14 protein-coding genes are annotated in these 22,110 nt (G+C 51.8%); 6 read left to right on the forward strand and 8 right to left on the reverse strand.

Annotated elements, in window-relative coordinates; translation table 11 throughout:
* Positions 1–24 precede the first annotated feature (24 nt).
* From sov to GS398_RS21645, 3 genes are all read right to left on the reverse strand, one after another.
* Positions 25–7,026 (reverse strand): T9SS outer membrane translocon Sov/SprA, encoded by a 7,002-nt coding sequence (sov, locus tag GS398_RS21635; RefSeq protein ID WP_202406179.1) that lies wholly within the window; start codon positions 7,024–7,026, stop codon positions 25–27.
* Positions 7,027–7,099: 73 nt separating this feature from the next.
* The gene (gene ruvA, locus GS398_RS21640; protein WP_160908926.1) at positions 7,100–7,684 is read right to left on the reverse strand and encodes a Holliday junction branch migration protein RuvA; all 585 of its coding nucleotides are present in this window, start codon (positions 7,682–7,684) and stop codon (positions 7,100–7,102) included.
* A gap of 2 nt (positions 7,685–7,686) precedes the next feature.
* Positions 7,687–10,011 (reverse strand): NADP-dependent malic enzyme, encoded by a 2,325-nt coding sequence (locus GS398_RS21645; RefSeq protein WP_160908927.1) that lies wholly within the window; start codon positions 10,009–10,011, stop codon positions 7,687–7,689.
* Positions 10,012–10,133: 122 nt separating this feature from the next.
* Here GS398_RS21645 and GS398_RS21650 point away from each other — a divergent pair, with 122 nt between their 5' ends.
* The 3 genes from GS398_RS21650 (at position 10,134) to GS398_RS21660 (ending at position 12,872) form a co-directional block, all read left to right on the forward strand.
* Entirely contained in the window at positions 10,134–10,889 is a 756-nt protein-coding gene (locus GS398_RS21650; protein WP_160908928.1) for an alpha/beta hydrolase, read from the forward strand.
* Between the two features lie 29 nt (positions 10,890–10,918).
* Positions 10,919–11,197, forward strand: coding sequence for an Rdx family protein (locus tag GS398_RS21655; RefSeq protein ID WP_160908929.1), 279 nt, complete (start codon positions 10,919–10,921; stop codon positions 11,195–11,197).
* Between the two features lie 208 nt (positions 11,198–11,405).
* Positions 11,406–12,872 (forward strand): LamG domain-containing protein, encoded by a 1,467-nt coding sequence (locus GS398_RS21660; RefSeq protein WP_160908930.1) that lies wholly within the window; start codon positions 11,406–11,408, stop codon positions 12,870–12,872.
* Between the two features lie 70 nt (positions 12,873–12,942).
* Here GS398_RS21660 and clpB read toward each other — a convergent pair whose 3' ends face one another.
* The gene (clpB, locus tag GS398_RS21665; protein WP_160908931.1) at positions 12,943–15,549 is read right to left on the reverse strand and encodes an ATP-dependent chaperone ClpB; all 2,607 of its coding nucleotides are present in this window, start codon (positions 15,547–15,549) and stop codon (positions 12,943–12,945) included.
* A gap of 258 nt (positions 15,550–15,807) precedes the next feature.
* Between clpB and GS398_RS21670 the strand changes: the two genes are divergently transcribed.
* The 3 genes from GS398_RS21670 to GS398_RS21680 all read left to right on the forward strand — a co-directional run bounded on the left by GS398_RS21670 (position 15,808) and on the right by GS398_RS21680 (position 19,225).
* On the forward strand, positions 15,808–16,962 hold the full coding sequence (locus GS398_RS21670) for an acyltransferase family protein (protein WP_160908932.1): 1,155 nt from the start codon (positions 15,808–15,810) through the stop codon (positions 16,960–16,962).
* Between the two features lie 79 nt (positions 16,963–17,041).
* Positions 17,042–18,304 carry a DEAD/DEAH box helicase gene (locus GS398_RS21675; protein WP_202406177.1) on the forward strand — a complete coding sequence of 421 codons (1,263 nt, stop codon included), beginning with the start codon at positions 17,042–17,044 and terminating at the stop codon, positions 18,302–18,304.
* Between the two features lie 51 nt (positions 18,305–18,355).
* On the forward strand, positions 18,356–19,225 hold the full coding sequence (locus tag GS398_RS21680; protein WP_160908933.1) for an aldose 1-epimerase family protein: 870 nt from the start codon (positions 18,356–18,358) through the stop codon (positions 19,223–19,225).
* A gap of 19 nt (positions 19,226–19,244) precedes the next feature.
* On the opposite strand, the gene GS398_RS21685 is transcribed toward GS398_RS21680, so the two are convergent.
* From GS398_RS21685 to GS398_RS21700, 4 genes are read right to left on the reverse strand one after another with little or no spacing between them, the layout of a single operon-like run.
* Positions 19,245–20,027 (reverse strand): GIN domain-containing protein, encoded by a 783-nt coding sequence (locus GS398_RS21685; protein WP_160908934.1) that lies wholly within the window; start codon positions 20,025–20,027, stop codon positions 19,245–19,247.
* A gap of 20 nt (positions 20,028–20,047) precedes the next feature.
* The gene (locus GS398_RS21690; protein ID WP_160908935.1) at positions 20,048–20,413 is read right to left on the reverse strand and encodes a GntR family transcriptional regulator; all 366 of its coding nucleotides are present in this window, start codon (positions 20,411–20,413) and stop codon (positions 20,048–20,050) included.
* Positions 20,414–20,435: 22 nt separating this feature from the next.
* Positions 20,436–21,224 carry a hypothetical protein gene (locus GS398_RS21695; protein ID WP_160908936.1) on the reverse strand — a complete coding sequence of 263 codons (789 nt, stop codon included), beginning with the start codon at positions 21,222–21,224 and terminating at the stop codon, positions 20,436–20,438.
* A 4-nt stretch (positions 21,225–21,228) separates the two neighbouring features.
* Positions 21,229–22,065, reverse strand: a complete 837-nt coding sequence (locus tag GS398_RS21700) for an ABC transporter ATP-binding protein (protein ID WP_160908937.1) — start codon at positions 22,063–22,065, stop codon at positions 21,229–21,231.
* Between the last annotated feature and the right edge of the window lie 45 nt (positions 22,066–22,110).

The raw sequence follows: 22,110 nt of genomic DNA on the forward strand, positions 1-22,110 counted from the left end.
GGATCTTTGGGTTTAACGCCCCGCCTACTGTATCGTGAACCTCATATTCACCCCGAAATTACTGAACGCCGTATTAAACGTTTGCGAAGTGTAAGGCCTGGTGATCGTGCCGTCGTAGAACAGACGGATGTTGAATCGCTGGTTAAGCACATAATCGATGGAAGGACGGATCGCAATGTTTTTCGCTCCTGACGACACCTCGGCATCTGCCACATCTGCGCGGTAAATAAGCGTTTTGCGGTCGTTAACGGCAAAGTCGAACTTGAAGTTCATATCGTTGTTCATCTTTACGTTGCTGAACAGGCCGAACGGAAAACGGAAATTATTGGTGCGGTAACCGAGGCCAAAAACCAACGCTTTATCGTTCTGCTGGGCAAGCTGGCTGTTCTGAAGGCTAAGGCTCAGCGCGCGCGTTTTGCGGTACTCGAAGTTCAGGCTCATCCTGTTCTTCATGGCCATATCCATGCCCACAAGCGGCTCGAACCGCTCGAAAAGCGTTACCTGCGAATACTGGTAAAAGGGCAGGAAGTTTCCATTGACATCTTTTACGTTGACACCACCGTTCGTCTCCTGGTAGCGGATCAGCGAGTTAAAGCTATTCACGCTATAGATCGAGTTGTAGCGATGGTTGAGGGTAAAGGAATCAAAGAACTCGTTAAAGAACTTGTATTTGGTGAGACCGGTATAACGGACCGTCCACGTCGGGAAAGGGATCCTCGGGAACTTCCGCAGCTTCACGCTTTCTGCATCCTGCCCGGTATACGCCGCAATGAACGAAGAAACAATTACGTCCTGTGAGTTCTTTCCATAGCCATCGGCATAGCCACCGGCCACACCGGCCGAGTTCGGGTTTTGCTCGCCAAGCCTGCGCGAAATCACCTCCCGGTTCGACTCGAATTTACGGAACAGGGCCGATGTGCCGTTCTTGCTCTCCTTGCTGAAAGCCGTGCGAAGCGAGAAGAAAGAAATACTATAATCGCCGGTAGTCACCGGGCTCAGGTTCTGGAAGTCGTTGGAAGTTTGGTTGAACCGGAAATTGGTTGAGTAGTTGAGGCTGCGGCTGCGGGTCGCCGTAAGGTCAATGCTTAAATCACGGAGCGGCTCCACCCGTCCGCGGATATTCATGTCCTCCTTGTAGGTATTAATGTACAACTGGTTCTGCAGCGTATCGCGGGTGATCCAGCCATTGGCCAGCGCTCTTCCACGGATGTCGCTTTGGTTCCCGAAGAGGAAATCCCAGCCCGGTGCATGGGCGTCGAGGTCATACCCCAGGAGGTTGGTCTTGGGCAGGTATCCCGGTAATATCGTACCCTCCTTTTTCAGGTAGCTGGCGCTGACGGTTTTGAGACTCGTTAACGCACGGAGCACGCCATTTGCGAATCCCTTGCTTTGGGGATCTGTGGCCCGCCTGATAAAACCTGCTTTGCCGTAAAGCGTTACGAAATTCAATGTCGGGTTCACCTGGATCTCCCGCGAATTCAGGATGGAGTTCCCAAAATCGATATTGGGGTCTCTTAACGTAAGCAGCGGCTCAGTTTGCCAGAAGAAAGTGGTGCCGTACCGCAGGGTCAGCTTCGTCCAGCCGAACCCTGGTATCTTATCGATCGGCGCCAGGTAATTTAGGTTCAGTACGTGGTTATAATCGGTGGTGCGGCCCAGGCGTTTCAGGTTCTGCCAGATAGTATCGCGCACCAGGCCATTGATGCGGCCGTCGGGCTCATCGATCACGGAAAGATTTGTGGCGTTGAAGTCCATCTGGAGGCTTCTCGTAAGGTTCCAGCCGATGCCGTATACCCGGTTCACCAGGAAGTTCTTGTTAAACGTGCTGTTAATGGGGATGGCATTATTGGGATCGTTGTTACGCAGCGTATTCTCCGAGTACAAACGGTCGAGGCTGATGCGAAAGTTCAGCGAGGAAGGCATCGGGCTGAAGTTGATGTCGCGCAGCAGCGCCAGCTTATTGGATTTTATGACCCTTGCAAATGGCGTATATTCTTTCGGTGTAGTACTAAAATTATAATCCAGCGCCGCCCGGTAGGTTTTCTGCAGGGTAAGCTCATTGATAAAATCGTGGTGGTAAAACTCGTTGTAAGAGTAGGTGGCACTCAGGTTTTCGACGTCCCACAGGTGGTTCTTCGCCTCCGGATCAGTTTTCAGCTTACGCACATTGGTAAGGTTAAAGCTTCGGCGCGACGTATAATCCATCGCATTAAAACGGATAGAATCCGCTATCGCCTTTGGCACAGACTTCAATGCGTTTTTCAGCTCGATATCCGGCGTGCGCGGGTCGTACTGCGGCAAGCTCATTTGCGACGAAAAATTGATGTACATCGGGATCTTGATGCCGGTACGGTCCGGGAAAAACTTGCCAAGCTCCATACTCGACGACACGTCAAAGAAACGGTCGTCGTTGCGGTTACGCTCGCTTACCCGTTTATCAATAGAGCCGAAGCCCACGGTACTTTTGCTGCCCGAGACAGTCACATCTGCAAAATCGGCCAGCTTTGCGTTCACGCGCGCGGTAGCCGCCCAGCCGCCACGCTCGTCGAAATCGGTAAGCCGCAGCTCGTTAAACCATACCTGCCCGGTTTTTTCGAGACCGTCATCGCCGCCAGGGTTCGCAGGCGCCCGCAACGGGTTGCGGATACCCACCATATAGATGCGCACCTTACTCAGGTCCGGCTGCCCCATCACGGTGATGGTGTTGTTACCGTCTGCGTACTTAAACGGCACATTTACGGGCCAGGGTGCGCCATTCAGCAATGCGATGTTCCTGGCTGTTTTTGCGGCCTGGAACAGGGCCAGTTCCACATCTATCTTGTTGGCATCGGGCCAAATAGAAGAAGCGTCGCGGGAGCCGGGCGCCGTGATCTTCATCGGCACCTGGTACTCGTAATAATTGTCCTGGTTGTCGGTCCCTACCCGGATAAACGCCGTAACATCATTGTCTTTTAGCTGGTTCCCCTCGGCATGCACGAACATCTCCAGGCGTTTATACGACCTGAAGTCGTTATACGTGGTACGAAAAGCGGCCCTGGCATAACCATCGCGGAGGTTTTGCACATTTACCAGCAGCGATTGCTCGTTCTGGCGGGTATCTCCGCGGAAGTTGCTGAAATCACGCTCCCGCTCAATGCCCGGCGGCACCACGTACGGGATCGGGTTTCGGGTCCCGTTTTCTTCGATGTTAATGGTGCCTACATCCAGCGTCGAGTTATCCAGCCCTGGGTTGATACCCAGCGCCGGGTCCGCCAGCACCTTGGTGGCGTTGTTTTCGGCATTGTAACGCCTCCACTCGCCGCGAAGCAGCTGCAGCCGGGCGAGACGCATGATGATGGTATCCGCGAAATTGGTCATAAACATCCGCGCAAAGCGGATAGATTTGAAATCCTGGATATTACCCACCTTCTGCTGGTACTGGGAGATCGGGATCCTGAACTGGTACCAGGAAACCGCCTGTGTAGAGCCATTGGGCAGTTTGATGGTCGACGTTACCTTATCGGTGATAAAGTTCTGCCCTACTACCATATCCTGCGGGCGCACAGACACCCGGTACTGGAAATATTCGTCGGCAAGCGACGAGTTATTATCGCGGTTAATGTCTTCTCCGTCGGGCAGCGAGGTCGACGCCGAGTTCTCGATACCGGTTTCCGCTTTTGACTGTTCGGTAGTTTTAGAGTTCCCTTCGGTGCCGTTATATTTCTCATAGCGTTTCAGGATGCCGGCATTGGCCGCATCGAGGTTGTCGCCGCGGTAGTACTGAAAGTTGTCTGATGACGGGTCGGCATCGAGTGCCGCAGCAGCCGTAGCGCTTAACTGGGCACGCACCTGGGTAAGGAAATTAGCGAAGATCACCTTTTCGTCGGTGTCGCCAATCCCGTCGATCCCCACGTCCTGGAACTTGCGCGCCTCCGGGTTATTGTCAAACGCCTGGATAACGGGCTGCAATTTGGGCACGCGGCCCCATACGGTTACATCGGTGCCATTGGAGGTACCACCCGGGTCGAGCCCGTTTTCGAGAGATTTGCGGCCGTCTTTCAGGATGTCTTCCGACACGCTTCCCAGGTTAAAATACAGGTCGCCGCCCTGGGAACTGGTTTTGGTGATGAACGGGTCGAGCATCCACATCTCGATATACTCGATGTTAAGTTCCTCGAAATTAGTGGTTTCCAGCTTACGAAAGATCCCGCCCCAGCGGCTCCTCGGGTTAATAAGTGTACCGTTATTATTAAGCCCGGTAGTGGCGTAGTTGTACGGCCCGCGCACGTTGGGGTAAAAAGCCAAGTCGAACGTAGGCAGGGTAATGGGCTGCCCGGTGGTCGATTGCTTGTAGGGGAACACTTCCTGCTCGATCACCTCGCGGGTGTATGGGTTGGAAAGCTCGTTCCGGTTGCTCTTGATGTTATCGGGTGTGAGCGAGCTGCTGCGGAAAAAGATGGGATCGATAGTGTAGAACGAAAGCCTTGCCCGGTTGTAGCCATAGGCGAGGTCGTTGCTCAGCTGCGATTCGGCGAACATTTGCGGGGTACCTGAAAGCTGCCAGCTCACCGGGCTCTTCATATCGAAAATAGAGCGGCTGCCTTCGAAATCGTCGAGGTAGCTGGCACCGTTGTTGCTTCCCGCGAAATTAAGTGCCCGTGGATGGCCCGGCACCATGTTGGCGTACTCGCCGGTAAAGGTGATGCTCGACGCCTCTTTGGTATTAATGAAAGGGATCTTATCTACCATCCTCGTCAGCCACCGCGAGGGCGAGCTGTAATTCGCATCCAGCCCCCATATCGTGTTGGAGATCGCCTCTTCACTGATGTTCACTTTCGCGGTAAGCGGTTTCTCTGTGAGGTTCATGATGGTACCGCCCAGGTTCAGCTTGTTATTTACCCGGTAGTCGAAACGGTTACCGAACAATGATCGCTGCTGCAATCCGAACAGTTCGCTGTTTTCCAGTTTGATGCGGATCTGCTGGCCGGAGCTTAGCAAGGCGGTGTTCAGGATCTTCACGCGGCCGATGTTGTAATCGACCGTAAAGTCGGCGCCTTCTACCAGCGGCAGCGTACCCGCAAAAACCTGTACCGAACCATCGGGTACGTTAATGGAGTTGAGCATGAATTCGCTGCTCACTTCAGATTGGTAAGTACCGCGGATGACGTACCGGTTAAGCTTCGGGAACAGTTGCTGCGCGATCACACGGGTAGAGTCGTACAGCGGCTGGTATACATATTTATCGATCAGCGCCTGCTCGGCAACCGGCACGAACTGCCTGGCAAGGTCGCTTCCGAAAGGCTCGATGGAGGGGAACGTGATCCTGCCGTTCGTAGCGTCGATGGTTACGCCCTCCAGGAAATCGAAATAACCATCGGGTTTGCGGTCGTTCTGCTGGTTCAGGTTATCTACGCCGGTCAGGCGAAGCCAAAGCTTGCCTTCGGTATTCTGCCCTTCGGTGATGGCGGGACGCTCGACGCCCGAGTTATCGTCGAGCCGGTAAATATTCATATTGAAACCACTGCGGCTCACCTGGTAAGCACCCAGGGAATAGATGTTCTTCATCATCAGGTCCCAGGTTGGCAGGTTGGTTTTTAATGTCTCATTTTTTAGCAGCTTGACATAGAGTACCTGCGGATTGGCGGGGTCTACATTGATGTCGGTAGACAGCTCCCCTACCTGGTATTCCACGCCGTTCACGGTATACCGGAAAGCGACCGCCAACACCTCATCTGCGTTCAATGCACTGTTTAAAGAAATATAGCCAAGCCTGGGATTCAGCGTAAACTCGCGCTCGGTAAGCTTGCGGGCATAGGTCAATTTCACATAGTTATCAGTGGCGCCGTTTCCCTGGAAATAGGTATTGATATCGTTTGAATTCGTGAGCCTTGTCCCGGGAGGGAGGTTCTGGAGCAGGTTGTTCGACTGTTGCGCGAATCCCGGCCCGGAAAATCCTGCGGGCAGCACGGAGAACCCCGCACCGCCCTGCACCCGCACGGTGTTATAAGGCCGGTTTTCACCCAGGTCCAGCAGCGCCAGTACGTCGCGCGAGTCGACCGTGCTGTTCGTGCGGTTGGTTACCCATACATCGATCTTGGTAATGGTTATGTTCGACGCGATGATGGGCATATTGGCGAATGCCCTGTTGTAGTTGTCCCTGAAATATTTCGCCAGGAAAAAATGCTTGTTCGTTTCGTAGCTATCTGCCGAGATCCTGAATTCGTTCTGCTGGGAACCGTTGGTGACCGTGATCTCTTTCGACTGCGATTTTTGCTGTGAAAAGATCGTGGTTACCCCCAGCTTCCCGAACTGCAGTTTTGTTTTCAGGCCGAATAAGGCCTGGCTCCCGGTAATGAGGGTGGTGCTCAGCGGGAGGCTTACGTTACCAGCCTCAATTTTCTGGATGATCTCGTCGGGTTTGCCCGTATAATCCAGCTTCATCTGGTTCTGGAAATCGAACTGTGCTTCGGTATTGTAGTTGATACCGATCTTCAGTTTCTCACCGATCTGCCCGATCACGTTCATCTGGATGCGCTGGTCGAAGTCGAAGTTCGCCTGGCTGCGCTGCCGCTCGTTAAACAGCGGGTTTTCATTTTTATTAATGCGGCCGGAAAGCGTGAGGTCAGCCGACCCCTGCGGGCGGATATCGATGGTCGAGCCGCCGAAGATTCGCTCGAAAGCCTTATTATTCACCACGATAGAGGGAATGAACCCGGGGGTACGTGCGTTGGCGAGCGACGAGTCGGACATGCTTCGCCAGTACGCGCGTTTGGCGAGCTCTTCTTCGTATTGCCGGTACTGTTCGATACTGAGATACTGTGCAGGCCGGAAATCGGTTAATCCAACTTTTTCCCGGATCACGTATTGCCGCCGCACCGGGTCGAATTCTACCGAGCGCACGATATTGGACGGATTTTGGAGATAAAATCCAGGCTTCCGGTTTAGTTCAAGTAAGGGTGAATCCTTAAAAGGGTACCGGAGTTTAACGCTGTCATCTTTAGTGGCCGTTTTAGTCTGCGCAACGGCGCCGGAACCCGCACAAAACAAAAGGAAACAGCATACTTTTAGAATATAAAAAGTAGATTTTTTTCCCAAACTCCTCTAACTAATTGTACCGTAATTATAAGCTTTTAAGCGCAGTTTTTATCAATTGCTCAATCGATAAATTGTCATTTCCACCTTTCACTGCCTGGTCGAGCGCTTTCTCTGCCACGTTACGCGCAAAGCCAAGCATGATCAATGCTGATAACGCTTCATCCTTCGCCGTATTATGCCGCGGCAAAGAAATTAACGAGTCAGGTCCTTCTTTTTTCAACTTATCCTGCAGTTCGAGGATCAGGCGTTGTGCCGACTTTGGTCCAATGCCTTTTATCCGCTGGATAAGCGGCACGTCGCCCTTGATGATCGCCGCCTGGATCTCTTGCGGAGTGATAGAAGAAAGGATCATTCTCCCGGTGTTCGGTCCAATGCCGGGAACCGACACGAGGTGGAGGAATAACCGTCTTTCGCCCTCATCGGCGAAGCCATATAAGGTATGTGCGTCTTCCTTTACGTGCAGCCAGGTGAACAGTTTACACTGCTCCTTCCCGGCAATGCCGGAATAGGTATGCAGCGAGATATGTATGTGATACCCCACACCGCCCGTATCTATCACTACGTAGGTGGGACATTTAAAGGCCAGTTTCCCGTTAATATAGTCGTACATCTTTATTCAGATTTCGCTTTGCGACCGAATAACCCTTTTCGTTTAGAAGCTTCTTCGGCGGCTGCCATCTTGGCCTGCACATCCACTACGGCGATGGTCACCATATCCACGATCTCGCGCACCGAGCTGCCCAGCTGCAGCACATGGACCGGCTTATTCAGCCCGAGGAGGATCGGCCCGACAGCCTCGGCGCCGCCCAGCTCCTGCAGCAGCTTATAGGCGATATTACCCGATTCGAGGTTCGGGAACACCAGCGTATTGGCCGGGGCGCCGTTCAGCCCGCTAAAAGGGAAATTATCTTTCAGCAGGCTCTCGTTAATGGCGAAGTTAGCCTGCATCTCCCCGTCTACAATGATCTCCGGGTACCGTTCGTGCAGGATCTTGGTAGCCATGCGCATTTTTTCGGGCACATCACCTTCGGTAGATCCAAAATTTGAATAAGAGAGCATCGCAATGCGCGGAACGATATTGAATTTCTTTACCGCCTCATGGATCAGCACGGTAATATCCACCAGTTCCGCCAGTGTAGGGTTTTTATTTATGGTGGTATCGCCAAAGAACACCGGCCCTTTTTTGGTGAGCATCAGGTACATTCCCGCTACGCGGTTCACTCCGGCGTCCGTGCCGATGATCTGCAGGGCGGGGCGAACGGTGGCCGCATAGTCCTTGGTGAGGCCCGAGATCAGCGCATCCGCTTCTCCGAACTGCACCATCGAGGCGCCGAAATAGTTGCGGTCGAGCATCAGCTTTTTCGCCTGGAAGAGGTTTACCCCGCGGCGCTGCCGTTTTTCGTATAAAAACTCGGCATACCTGTTCACCATGGCAGTCTCTTCGGTGGGGTCGATGATCTGTACACCTTCCAGCTCGAGTGCGCTTTCTTCTATGATGCGGTTGATGAGCCCTCGTTTCCCTAACAGGATTGGAATGGCGATGCCTTCTTCCTTTACGATCTGTGCGGCTTTCAGGATCTTATAGTTGTCGGCCTCGGCAAATACCACGCGCCGCGGATCAGATTTGGCTTTGTTGCTCACTACGCGCATAATACGGTCGTCCATGCCCAGCCGGCGGCGCAGCTCCTCGGAATATGCATCCCAGTCGGTGATCGCTTTTCCGGCTACGCCCGATTCTATGGCAGCCCGGGCCACTGCGGGCGAAACTGCCGTAATGAGGCGCGGATCGTTCGGCTTTGGAATGATGTAATCCTTACCAAATTTCAGGTTCTTGGTATTATAGGCCATGTTTACGGCTTCGGGAACCGGCTTTTTCGCCAGCTCAGCGATGGCGATCACCGCCGCGCGCTTCATTTCTTCGTTGATGGCGGTCGCTCTTACGTCGAGCGCGCCACGGAATATATAAGGAAACCCGAGTACGTTGTTCACCTGGTTGGGGTAGTCTGAACGGCCGGTAGCCATGATCACGTCCTTGCGTGTTTTGGTGGCCAGCTCATAGCTGATCTCCGGATCGGGATTCGCCATGGCAAAAACGATCGGGTTTTTGGCCATGGTGTCGAGCGCCTCGGCACTCAGTGTATTGGCTGATGAGAGGCCGATAAACACGTCCGCATCCTTCATGGCCTCTTCCAGCGTGTGGAGGTTACGCGTGGTAGCGAACTCAGATTTAAGCCTGTCGAGATTCAGGCGATCGGCGCGGATCACCCCCGAGCGGTCGAGCATCACGATATTTTCTTTCCTGGCGCCCAGGCTTTCGTATAACCTCGAGCAGGAGATCGCCGCAGCGCCGGCGCCATTTACCACGATCTTAACTTTGTCGAGCTTCTTTTTCTGCAGCTCGCAGGCATTGATCAGGGCGGCTGCCGAAATGATGGCAGTACCGTGCTGATCGTCGTGCATCACGGGGATGTTCATCTCCTCCTTAAGACGCCGCTCGATCTCGAAGCACTCCGGGGCCTTAATATCTTCGAGGTTCACGCCCCCGAAAGTCGGCTGGAGCGCTTTCACGATCGCCACAAACTCGTCTACATTCTTGGTGTCGAGCTCAAGGTCGAATACATCGATATCCGCGAAGATCTTGAAGAGCAGTCCTTTCCCTTCCATTACTGGCTTACCGGCCTCGGGGCCGATATCGCCCAGTCCAAGCACCGCAGTACCGTTGCTGATCACAGCCACCAGGTTCCCCTTGGCGGTATATTTGTAAACGTCTTCCTTCCTTTCCGCAATGCGGAGACAGGGCTCGGCCACACCGGGCGAATAAGCTAGGGATAAGTCGCGTTGGGTATTGGTTGGCTTTGTAGGAAGTACCTGGATCTTTCCGGGACGGCCATTGGAATGGTAGTCTAATGCGTCCTGCTTTTTGTTCGTTTTACTCATTGAGTACTTTGTTGGTGAGCGGGGACGAAATTAAGGATTCTTTTCGCGGATATCACATTTATTACAAATGGTTGTGGGAATGGTTCTCAAAACCACCGAACTTGTGAATCAAACTTACGGTTATGAAAAACCTGCTTTTTGCACTGCTATTAATAGGGACCGTTCAGCCCGTGCCGGCACAAACCCGCACGGCAAAGCCGGTATATGTGATCGTACACGGAGCGTGGGGCGGAAGCTGGGCGTTCAGGGAGGTAGATTCGATATTAACGGCGAGGGGTTGTAACGTGTACCGTCCGTCGCTAACGGGCCAGGGAGAGCGTGTGCACCTGGCTTCGCCGGAAGTTGGACTTGGCACACATATTAAGGATGTAGTGAACGAGATCCTGTTCGAGAACCTGCATAACGTGGTCCTGGTGGGACACAGCTACGGCGGAATGGTGATCACTGGGGTGGCAGACAGCATCCCCGAACGGGTCAAACAACTGATCTACGTAGATGCGTTACTGCCGCGTGATGGCGAGAGCCTTAAGACCGCGCTGGGGCGAACCGCGGAACAACTTGCAAAAAATGCGAAGGACGGGTTCATCATCCCGGCGTGGGTAAAGCCGGGGCAGCCGCTCCCGAAAGACGTGCCGCAATCGCTAAAGACGTTCACGGAGCCTGTTCACTTGAAAAATAAGGCGGCAGACAAAATTCCGGCAACCTACATCCTCACGGTAGCTAAAGGAACTGACCCGGCGGCAGACGATTTTGCTTCGCAGGCAGAACGTGCCAGGCAGCGAAAATGGCCGGTGCTGCAGCTTGAGGCAGATCATAACCCGCAATGGTCGGCCGTAAACGCATTTTCGGAAATGCTGTTTAAGATCGGAAATCCTTAAACTTGCGGAAATCTCCGGTAATGCTGCCAATGAAGCCAACCATCACCATCGAATATTGCCCGAAATGCCGCTGGATGCTGCGTGCCGCCTACATGGCCCAGGAACTGCTGACCACCTTCGGGGAAGACCTGGAAGGTGTTTTATTAAAGCCGTCTGCGATCAGCGGCCGGTACTCCGTCAGCATCGGCGGGCAAATGATCTTCGACCGTAAACAGCACGGCCGGTTCCCCGAAGTGAAGGAATTGAAACAATTGGTAAGAGATGTGGTGAGCCCAGGGAAACACCTTGGACATTCAGAAGGTCAATAATAAAACAAATCAGTCAAATTTTACTCCAAAACGAAACTAAAGGAATTTCATTGACGTAGAAAAGGTACCAACCTAAACCTATGAAATTCCTATCTCCTCTCCTGTATGCACAGGATCGCGCGCCGCCATCGCATTCTTCATTGATTTATTTGGATTACGGCTCCCTAACGCTCGAGTGTGCTCTTTTTCACCTCATTAACCAAGAATCATGAAAACATACTTCAAACTTAAAAGAACAACGGCAATTCTATTCGCAGCTTCACTTTATATCCTATTTTCAACTTCCTGCCGGAAGGAAGTGATCTCGCCGGAAAACACCAATTCAAACGCCAGCTTCAAATCAAACAAAACAAAGAGCGTCCCTTCTTATACGCTCAACAATGGATTGATCGCTTACTGGCCGTTTGACAATAGCGGCACCGACGCATCGGGCAACGGCCATACCGCAAGCCTGAACAACATGACGGCCACATACGACCGGTTTGGTAACCCCACCGGCGCTTTTTATTTTAACGGTTACAACAGCTACGCACAAGTGAGCGACGCCTATTCGCTCCGGCTGAACGGCACCGATTTTACCATGACCGGCTGGGTGCAGCTCTATTCGTACAACGCTTCGTATAACTCAAGCATCATGAGCAAACGGTATTCCGGCGCCAACAACGGATGGTTCTTTGGCGCCCGCGGATACCTGGGGGCACCCACCGGCCAGGTAATTTACGGCCCGGGTGGCGGCAGCGCCAACGCTTTTAGCAGCGGCTCGGTTGGCCTTTACAGCTGGCACATGGTGACCTGTACCTATGACAATACCACCGGCGACCTCAGTATCTACATTGACGGCGTGCTCGATAACGTAACAGGCAGCATCCTCACCGCAAACGGATCGATTACCGCCGACCTGTTTATCGGCATGGATTCTCCAACGGGGGATTATTTTTTGGATGGGGTAATGGACGACCTTCGCATTTACGACCGCGTGATCACGTACTCGGAGATCCAGGAACTTTATTATGCAGTGCCCGCACCGGAAGGCAACCTGATCGCTTACTGGACCTTCGATGCAACCGGTTATGATTTCTCAGGGAACGGCCACACCGCCAGCCTGAACAACATGACCTCTACCACCGACCGGCTTGGCAATCCCTACGGCGCCTACGCGTTCAACGGATCAACCAGCTACGCACAGGTATCTGACGCTTACGACCTGAGGCTGTACAACACCGATTTCACCTTAAACTCATGGGTATACATGAACGGTTACAATTCCAGCTACAATTCCAGCATCATGAGCAAGCGATACACGGGAGCAAACAATGGGTGGTTCTATGGCATCCGCGGCTACCTGGGAGCGCCTACCGGCCAGGTGATTTACGGACCGGGTGGCGGCAGCACCAACGCTTTCAGCAGCGGCACGGTGGGCCTGTACGGCTGGCACATGGTGACCGCGGTTTACGATCTCGCGAACCAGCAGCTAAGCATCTATATCGATGGTTCGCTGGATAGCGTAACCCCTTACATCCTTACCTCCAACGGCTCCGTAAGCGCCGACCTGTTTATCGGGATGGATTCTCCAACCAACGATTACTTCCTCGACGGCGCACTGGACGATATCCGCATCTACGGACGCCAGCTCAACAGCTCGGAAGTGAACCAGTTGTACTATACTATTTATTAACGTAGAGAACAAAAAACAGCGAATAGAGAATAGGCATACGCACTATCTCTATTCGCTGTTTTTTTTTCAACTATTCGCTAAGCCGTTCTTTGTTCAAAAACACGAACTTATTATCAAATACATCCAGTATGATCCGGCTGTCCTTATCGATCTTGCCGGCGAGGATCTCTTTGGAGAGCTCGTTCAGGATGCGTTTCTGTATCACGCGTTTTAGCGGACGGGCACCGAACTGCGGGTCGTAGCCCAGTTGCGAGAGCCAGTCAAGCGCATCCGGAGACGCCTCGATGGCAATGCCCAGCTCTTCGAGCGAATGCTGCACCTGTTTAAACTGGAGGTCTACAATCGCGCGGATCTCGTTGCGCCCGAGCGGCGTAAACATAATAAGCTCATCGATGCGGTTCAGGAACTCGGGGCGGATGGTTTGCTTGAGCAGCTCGAAAAGTTCGCTCCTGGTTTTCGCCAGTATTTCATTTTCGTTGGAATCACCGAGCTCTTTAAAGTTTTCCTGGATCAGTTGCGAGCCGATATTGGAGGTCATGATAATGATGGTGTTCTTAAAGTTCACCACGCGCCCTTTGTTATCGGTAAGGCGGCCATCGTCCAGCACCTGCAGCAGGATGTTAAACACATCCGGATGCGCTTTTTCGATCTCATCCAGCAGGATCACGCTGTAAGGCTTACGGCGCACGGCTTCCGTTAGCTGTCCGCCTTCATCGTATCCCACATATCCAGGAGGCGCCCCCACGAGGCGCGAGACCGCATGCCGTTCCTGGTACTCGCTCATATCGATCCGCACCATCGACGATTCGTCGTTGAACAGGAAATCAGCCAGCGCTTTCGCCAGCTCCGTTTTTCCCACGCCTGTAGTACCGAGAAAAATAAAGGAACCGATCGGCTTACGTTTGTCGTGCAAACCTGCCCGGGATCTCCGGATGGCGTCGGATATGGCACCGATGGCTTCGTGTTGCCCGGCCACGCGTTTGTGCAGCTCGTCTTCCAGGTGCAGCAGCTTTTCGCGCTCGCTCTGGATCATGCGGGTAACGGGAATGCCCGTCCACCGGGAAACTACTCCCGCAATGTCTTCGGAAGTAACCTCCTCTTTAAGCATACGGCTGCTGCTTTGCTGGCTTTCCAGTTCCGTTTTCAGTCGTTCAACCTGGTCCTGCGCCTCCTTGATCTTCCCGTAACGGATCTCGGCCACCCGGCCATAATCACCGGCACGCTCTGCCTGTTCGGCTTCGAGCTTATAGTTTTCGATCTGCTGCACCTGCTGGTTCAGCTCGTCGACTACATTCTTCTCCGATTGCCATTTCGCCTTTAAAGAATCCCGCTCGGCGGATAGGTTCGCAATGTCTTCCGAAAGCTGTTCCACTTTCTGGGCGTCGTTCTCGCGTTTGATGGCTTCCCGCTCAATTTCAAGCTGCATGATCTTTCGGTCGAGCTCGTCTACCACTTCAGGTACCGAATCCATTTCGAGGCGCAGCTTGGAAGCAGCCTCATCCATGAGGTCTATCGCCTTATCAGGCAGGAAACGATCGGAAATATAGCGTTGCGAAAGTTCTACGGCGGCAATGATGGCTTCGTCTTTAATGCGCACTTTATGGTGCGTTTCATAGCGTTCTTTCAATCCGCGAAGGATGGAGATGGCGTCCTGCGTATCGGGCTCATCCACCATTACTTTCTGAAAACGGCGTTCGAGCGCTTTGTCTTTCTCCAGGTATTTCTGATATTCGTTCAGCGTAGTGGCGCCTATGGCACGCAGTTCGCCACGTGCAAGTGCCGGCTTGAGGATGTTTGCCGCATCCATGGCGCCTTCGCCTCCGCCTGCGCCAACCAGGGTATGTATTTCGTCGATAAAAAGGATGATCTCGCCATCGCTCTGCGTAACCTCCCTGATCACCGCTTTGAGCCGTTCTTCAAACTCGCCTTTGTACTTAGCCCCTGCCACCAACGCACCCATATCAAGGGAGAATACCGTTTTGCTTTTGAGGTTCTCGGGCACATCGCCTTTAATAATGCGGAACGCGATACCTTCGGCGATGGCCGTTTTACCTACGCCCGGCTCACCGATCAGGATCGGGTTGTTCTTGGTCCTGCGCGAAAGGATCTGGATCACCCGGCGGATCTCCTCGTCGCGCCCGATCACCGGGTCGAGCTTACCCGATTCGGCATATTCATTCAGGTTGCGCGCATATTTATTCAGCGCGTTATAAGTAGCTTCGGCATTCTGGTCGGTTACGCGGCTATCGCCGCGAAGCCCGGTAATGGCCTTCTTCAGGTCTTTTTCCGTTACGCCTGCATCTTTCAGGATGGCGCTGGTTTTGTCGCCCGCATTCAGGATACCCAATAAAATATGTTCTACGGACACAAACTCGTCTTTAAACTCCTTTAAGTACGACTGCGCTTTCTGCAGCACGCTGTTGGCCGACGACGACAAGTACAGCTCGCTGCCGCTTACTTTCGGGAAGCCCTGGATCTGGGTATCCACCACGCTGCCGATGCGGTTAAGGTTTACGTTTAATTTTTTGAGAAGATAGCTGATCACATTCTCATCAACCAGCAGCAGGCCCTTCAGCAAATGGGCCGTTTCAATAGCCTGCTGCTGGTTTCCCGTAGCAATCTCGGAAGCTTTTTGGATCACCTCCTGTGCCTTGATGGTAAAATTGTTCAAATTCATAATACAGGTATTCACAAAACAACGGCCAGTCAGCTTTTACATGGCAGGATCGGAAGTTTTGTCGTGCATTTTTAAAACTATATGTCTAAATGGCTGATAAACAAACCCTTAATATGAAAACATGTCAATAAGCTTTAATTCCAATGATTTAAGTTGTTGAAATCTTTCGTGCCATAACACGCATTTACTACGTCAAATAAATAGCTATATTAGCCGTTCTAACCATGTGAAAGGGATTTACACTATGTGCTCTTGTTAATGCAATACGTTACGCCATCCGGCGACCTTGTTTCTGAAGTGCTGGTCAAACAGCCCTACACCCCGGACCTCAGGCCTATCCGGCCGGTTAATTATGAGCAGATCGATACGATTCGTTTTATCACCATCTGTTTTATTATCTGGGGGCATTGCCTGCTTGGATGGGAGCAGCGGGTGCATGCCGGTGTGATAGACGAAATGGTGGCGGTGCTGGTGCTGCAGGCGGGCAAGATCAGTACAGTGATCTTTTTTCTCGTGTCGGGGTTTTTAATCCGGCCAAAACTGCAGAGATATACGCTCAAAAGCTATTTCAGGGAACGATCGCCACGGGTGTACTTTCCGTGGTTATCTTTTATCGTACTTTTTATGCTCATCCAGGTAGTACAGCTGCTTCCGCTAAAGGAGCTCTGGGAAACGCGCGACCTTGAAAGATTCATCCAGCTAAACTACAGCATCCTTGACGGACTGCTTATTTACAGCGCTTACTGGTTCATTACCACCTATGCGCTCAGCATGGCGCTGTTCGTAGTACTTCGTAAACATGCGGATTCGTGGTGGCTCGGTGCTGCGCTTGGACTGATCACGCTGTTTTACTGCCTCAACCTGCATTTCCAGTGGACAGATACCAAGCATTCGAAGGCGATCCTCGGCTATGCCGCATTTGTCTGGACAGGGATGAAAATGAACAAGCACTTCACCCGCCTGCAATATCACCTCGCCAATGTGCCATGGGCTGCGGCCATCGGGCTCCTGCTTGCATTGCTGCTCATTGCCAGTTACGAGGGCATCAAGCTCACGGAAACGGGCTGCCTGGACCCTTTCGCATCTAACCGGTTTAGTAACATCATATTATCGGTCACGTTTTTCCTGGCACTGCTTAAATTCGGAAAGATCGACCTGGTAAACAAGCTGAACCCGAGGAAAACAGTTTACGGGATCTACCTGGTACATAACATCCTGATCTTCGAGCTAACGGCCGTTATTACGAGTTGGGTTTCTGGCGACGTATTTGTATCGGCAAGTGTATGGACGCTGCTGATCTACCAGTTCAGTTTTTTCGTGGTGATACTTTGCTTTACTTATCTTGTGGTAAACCGGCTTTCACGGTCGCGTCTCTGCTGGATAATCGGCATAAAACCGGGTTTAAAAGCGTAAGTTAACGCCGCTGCACCGATTGTAAGCCCAATTACTGTTTACAATTGCTATTTTAGCCATATTAATTACTATCAACAGATTGACATTTAAAGATTTCGGCTTTAACGATCACCTTCAGGAGGGATTGGACAGCATGGGGTTCGTTAAACCAACCCCGATACAACAGCAGGCGATCCCTGTTATTTTAGAACATCACGACCTTATCGCATGTGCGCAAACCGGGACCGGCAAAACGGCCTCCTACCTGCTTCCATTGCTCCAGCTCATCCACCAGGGCGAGCGAAAGCACGTTAGCGGGCTTATCCTTTCCCCTACGCGGGAATTGGCCGTGCAGATCGATCAGCAAGCGGAGGGACTCGCTTATTTTACCGGGATCAGCTCCATTGCGGTGTATGGCGGTGGCGACGGTATCGCGTACGAACAGCAAAAGCGGGCCATTATGGCAGGGGTCGACATCATCATCGCCACCCCCGGAAGACTTATCGCCCACCTTACCAGTGGCGTGATCAAGCTGGATCATATCCAGTTCCTGGTGCTGGACGAGGCGGACCGCATGCTCGACATGGGCTTTTACGAAGATATCCTCCGCATTAGCAGTTACCTGCCCGCCAAAAGACAAACCCTGCTGTTCTCGGCCACCATGCCGCCCAAGATACGTACCCTGGCCAATAAACTGCTGCATAACCCCCAGTCGATCAACATCGCCATTTCGCAGCCGGCGGCAGGCATCTCGCAGCAGGCCTATTTAACTTACGATGAACAAAAACTAGCCCTGATCGATAAGCTGTTAAAAGACGTGGCTTATACCAGCGTGCTGATCTTTGCTTCCCGCAAGGATAAGGTACGTGAGGTCGACAAGCTGCTGCGCAAATCGGGCATCAAGGTAAAAGCCTTTCACTCAGACCTTGAACAGCCTGAACGTGAGGCAATCCTGCAGGATTTCCGCAACCGGAAGCTGCCCGTGATCATCGGCACCGACGTCCTCTCGCGCGGGATAGACATTACCGGCATCAGCCTTGTGATCAATTTCGACGTCCCCCCCGACCCTGAAGACTATATACACCGCATAGGAAGAACCGCACGCGCGGAAACAACAGGTACGGCAATTACGTTTATCAATGAGAAAGATCAGAAGAAGTTCGCTTCGATAGAAGAACTGATCGGCAAAGAGGTGGAGAAGATCCCCTTACCTGACGGGCTAGGCGAAGGCCCGGTTTACAACCCCAAAGCAAAAAGGGAAGGCGGCGACCGAAGCAACTTCAGGAACAAAAAGAAGGGCAGCTGGAAAGGCAAAGGGAGCAGTAAACCCGGATCCGGTAAACCAGGCCCCGCTCAATCCTGAACTGATCACCGAAACTGATAACTAATTACTGAACCCGACAACTCACCTCCCATGATTACCCTAGAAAATGATTCGCTGAAAGTGAGCATTTCGCCAGAAGGAGCACAACTCACCTCGATCTTTAATAAGAAAGACGAAACCGAGCATCTTTGGCAAGCCGACCCCGCAGTGTGGGGCTGGCACGCACCGAACCTTTTCCCGTTAGTAGGTGAAAGTATGGATCAGAAAATCCTGGTTGACGGCGCCGAATATAAGATGAACAGGCATGGTTTTGCGCGAAATGCCATGTTCGGATTGGTGGACGCTACGTCAGTCCACGCCAAATTTTCGCTCCCTTTTTCGGAGGAAACACTGGCCGTTTACCCATACCGGTTCGAGTTCCAGGTATTATACGATCTTATTGATAATAAGCTGCGCGTATCGTACAAAGTGATCAATATGGACCAGGACACTATCTACTTCGGGGTCGGCGCTCATCCTGCGTTCAGCGTGCCCTTTGATGAAGGCGCCTCCTACGAGGATTATTTCATCGAATTTGAACATGCTGAGGAGCTTAACACAGCCGGCATCACGAACGAGGGATATTTCTCCGGCGAAACGAAACCGGTGTCCCTGGATGGCAACAAGCTTCACTTAACCCGCGACCTGTTTGCAGACGATGCCCTGGTGTTTAAAAATATCCGTTCGCGCAAAGCGACGATCAAAAGTAAGGTAAGCGATAAACAGGTTTCCGTTTCGTTCCCGCATTTTAATTACCTGGGATTGTGGGCCAAACCTGGGGCGCCGTTCGTTTGCATCGAGCCGTGGTTGGGTTGTGCGGATACCGCAGGCGAACGGAAGGAACTGCGCGACAGGGAGTGTATCCAGCAGGTGGCGCACGGACACGTGTTCGAAACGGATTTCACTATCGGGATCAGCTGACCGTGTAGCGGGAGGCCTGTCACATCTGCTGGTTTGTTTTAGATAAAAGCTTACCGATTTTTTCCGCTTTACCGCGAATAGTGATACTCGAAAGACTGTCCACCCGCCCCTCGGTGACGGTTCCGGCGGTAAAGTCGCTAAATTCTATCCTGCTTTTACCAGTTAAGGAATAGGAAAGCTTATTGATATTTGAATTAGCGCCGTGCAGGCTGATGCTTGACGAATCCTTCGCCAAAACCGATAACCGGTCAACTTTATTCATCACAGCAACAACAGAAGCCGTTCTTTCAGCGGCGATATCCAGCTTATTTGAATTCAGGTCCCCGGATAATTCAAACCTGCCTCGTGCACCGGAGAAGGATTCCAGGTTGCTGACATGGATCTTTAAAAAATACGGGCTCCTGGTGGTCACTGCAAAACTTTTCACGAGGCGCTTGCTGTGTAACGATATATATAAAGTATCGTTAGATAACCGCGTGGTAAAAAATTCATTTATTCCGTGTGCTGCTTCCGCATAGTTTTTTCCGCCCGTGTGATCTACACTGATTATAAATTGATCTTGCTTGATCACGAAAGTAGCGCCACGCTCGTCGGGCCCCGATTGGATGGCGCCATCTATTGCCAGGTGCTTAGCGGCAGGAAGATCGCGGCGACTATAATTGCCAGCCTCCTGTTGTTGCGTTGTTCCGGCCTCATTGACATGACCGGCCCGAAACCTGCTTTTTAATACCAGGTTAAAACTGAGCAGGGAGAGTACCAGGCCTGCCAGTAACACAATCGTAAGTATATTGCTTATTTTCATTTGATTAAGGTAAAGAATCGTTAAACTTCGCGTGTAAATAGTTCAAAACGTTGTTGCACTTCGCCAACGCTCACTTCATAAAGCCGCATCTTGGCGAACACTGCTGGCAGCTCCTCTTCCAGGAAGATCTTTTTCCGTGCATCCGTTATCTTTTCACGCGCAGCGGAGCCTACGTAATAGCCCAGCCCGCGCTTAATGTAAATGACGTCCTGTTGCTGGAGATGGTCATACGAACGCATTACCGTATTAGGGTTCACTTCGAGGGTTACGGCCAGCTCGCGTACCGACGGGATTTTTTCATCGGGGAGCCACTTCCCCAGTTGTATATTGTCGCTCACATATTCAGCGATCTGCCGATAAATGGCTTGCGATTGATTAAAGTCCATTTTTGGTGTTTTCTTGGTTTGGTTAGATCTGTTTCTCTTTCAGGCGGAAGAAAACGGTGATCCATATAACCGGGAGCGCCAGGTAATAGCCTGCCAGGAAGAGCGTTTGCTGGTACACGGAAGGCTTTATATGCGCAGACTGGTGCTGATCGTACAGGTAAACACTGGTGAAGGGCGTGCTCGATAAATGCTCGAATCCCGGCTTTCCGGCAATACCTGATATATCGAATACTACTTTCGTTATCAACTCATTCAAATAAAGTGTTCCAAAAAAGAGGCAGCAAACAACCACGATCGTTTTCAGGATCACCTGCCGCTTAAAAGTTACCGAACACAGCAGGATGATCGACTGGAACACGAAATAGAAACAAATAAAACCCGGCTGGCGGAACATGTCCCACAGCACAAATATATTGTTATAAAAGCCCATCACGCGGTCGATATAACAAAGCAGGAGGGTTACCGGGTAAATAACGAAGATATAAAGCAGCGGATAAAGCACCATACCCGAAATCACTGCCGCACAAGTCTTCTCCGCAACGGTGCAGGGCAGCATCAATTCATGAATAGAACTGGTTTTATCTCTATGCCTGTTGAGGATGAAGAGGCTATGCAATCCCGACGAAAGGAAAATGCCGCACACAAACAAGTCTTCGAGGTACCTGTTGGTGAGCCCCTCGCCGCCTGAATTATAAATAAGCCAAACCAGCCCGATGGCGATCAGCGCCGGGAAGCCAAGCAAGTAAATCTTTTTATATTCCCTGGATTGCTTACGAAGCAGCAGCCACAACCTGTTGATGGAGATTTCCATAGAATTATGCATTAAAAAGTGGAACGATCTGTTGTTTCTCCGAAAGCACCGCGTTGAAGAATATTTCCATATCAAGCCGCGACTCTTCCTCATCGTGGTTAACACCTACCACGGCATAGCCTTTTAAACCGCCTTCATAGTAGATCGGCGCGATCAGCTCGGTAGGCTGATTTACCTGTTTGAATACCAGCTTCTGAGTGATGCGCTCAACCGGCTCGCGGATGATGATCCGTTTATCCTCCAAAATGAGTACATGATCGATGAGGCTGTCGAGGTCTCTCACCTGGTGCGTGCTGATTATGATCACCTGGTCTTCGGCGGCGGTACCGGCAATCACCTTGCGAAATTGCCGCTTCGACGGAATGTCCAGTCCATTCGTGGGCTCATCCATTAACAGCACTTTAGCGCGGGTGGCAAGCACAAAACTGATCATCATCTTCTTCTTTTGCCCGTAGCTCATTTTTTGCAGGTCGCTATCTGCCGGCACCTCGAACTCTGCAAGCATCCGGCTAAAAAGTGCACGGTCAAAAGTCGGGTAAAACGGCGCGTAGTTGTCCACGTAGGTGTGCACTGAACCATTGGGCACATAAAACTCTTCAGGCAATAACACCGTTTGCTGCAGGAGTTTTGCGCTTCTTCTGGCGGGCTCTTCACCGGTTACGCGGACTGTCCCTTTACCGGGAAACAATAACCCGCAAATGGTATGCAGCAAACTGCTCTTCCCTGCGCCGTTCTTGCCAAGCAACCCATAAATGTGCCCGGGCTTTAATTCAAGACTGAGATCCTCTAGTACAGGCCTGGATTTTTTGTACCCAAACGTTAGATGCTGAATTGATATCATATCGTTCTAGTGTACTACTTAAATAGTACAGTACAATAGTAAGGG

The sequence above is a fragment of the Hufsiella ginkgonis genome, from assembly GCF_009834915.1.
Classification (GTDB): Bacteria; Bacteroidota; Bacteroidia; order Sphingobacteriales; family Sphingobacteriaceae; genus Hufsiella; species Hufsiella ginkgonis.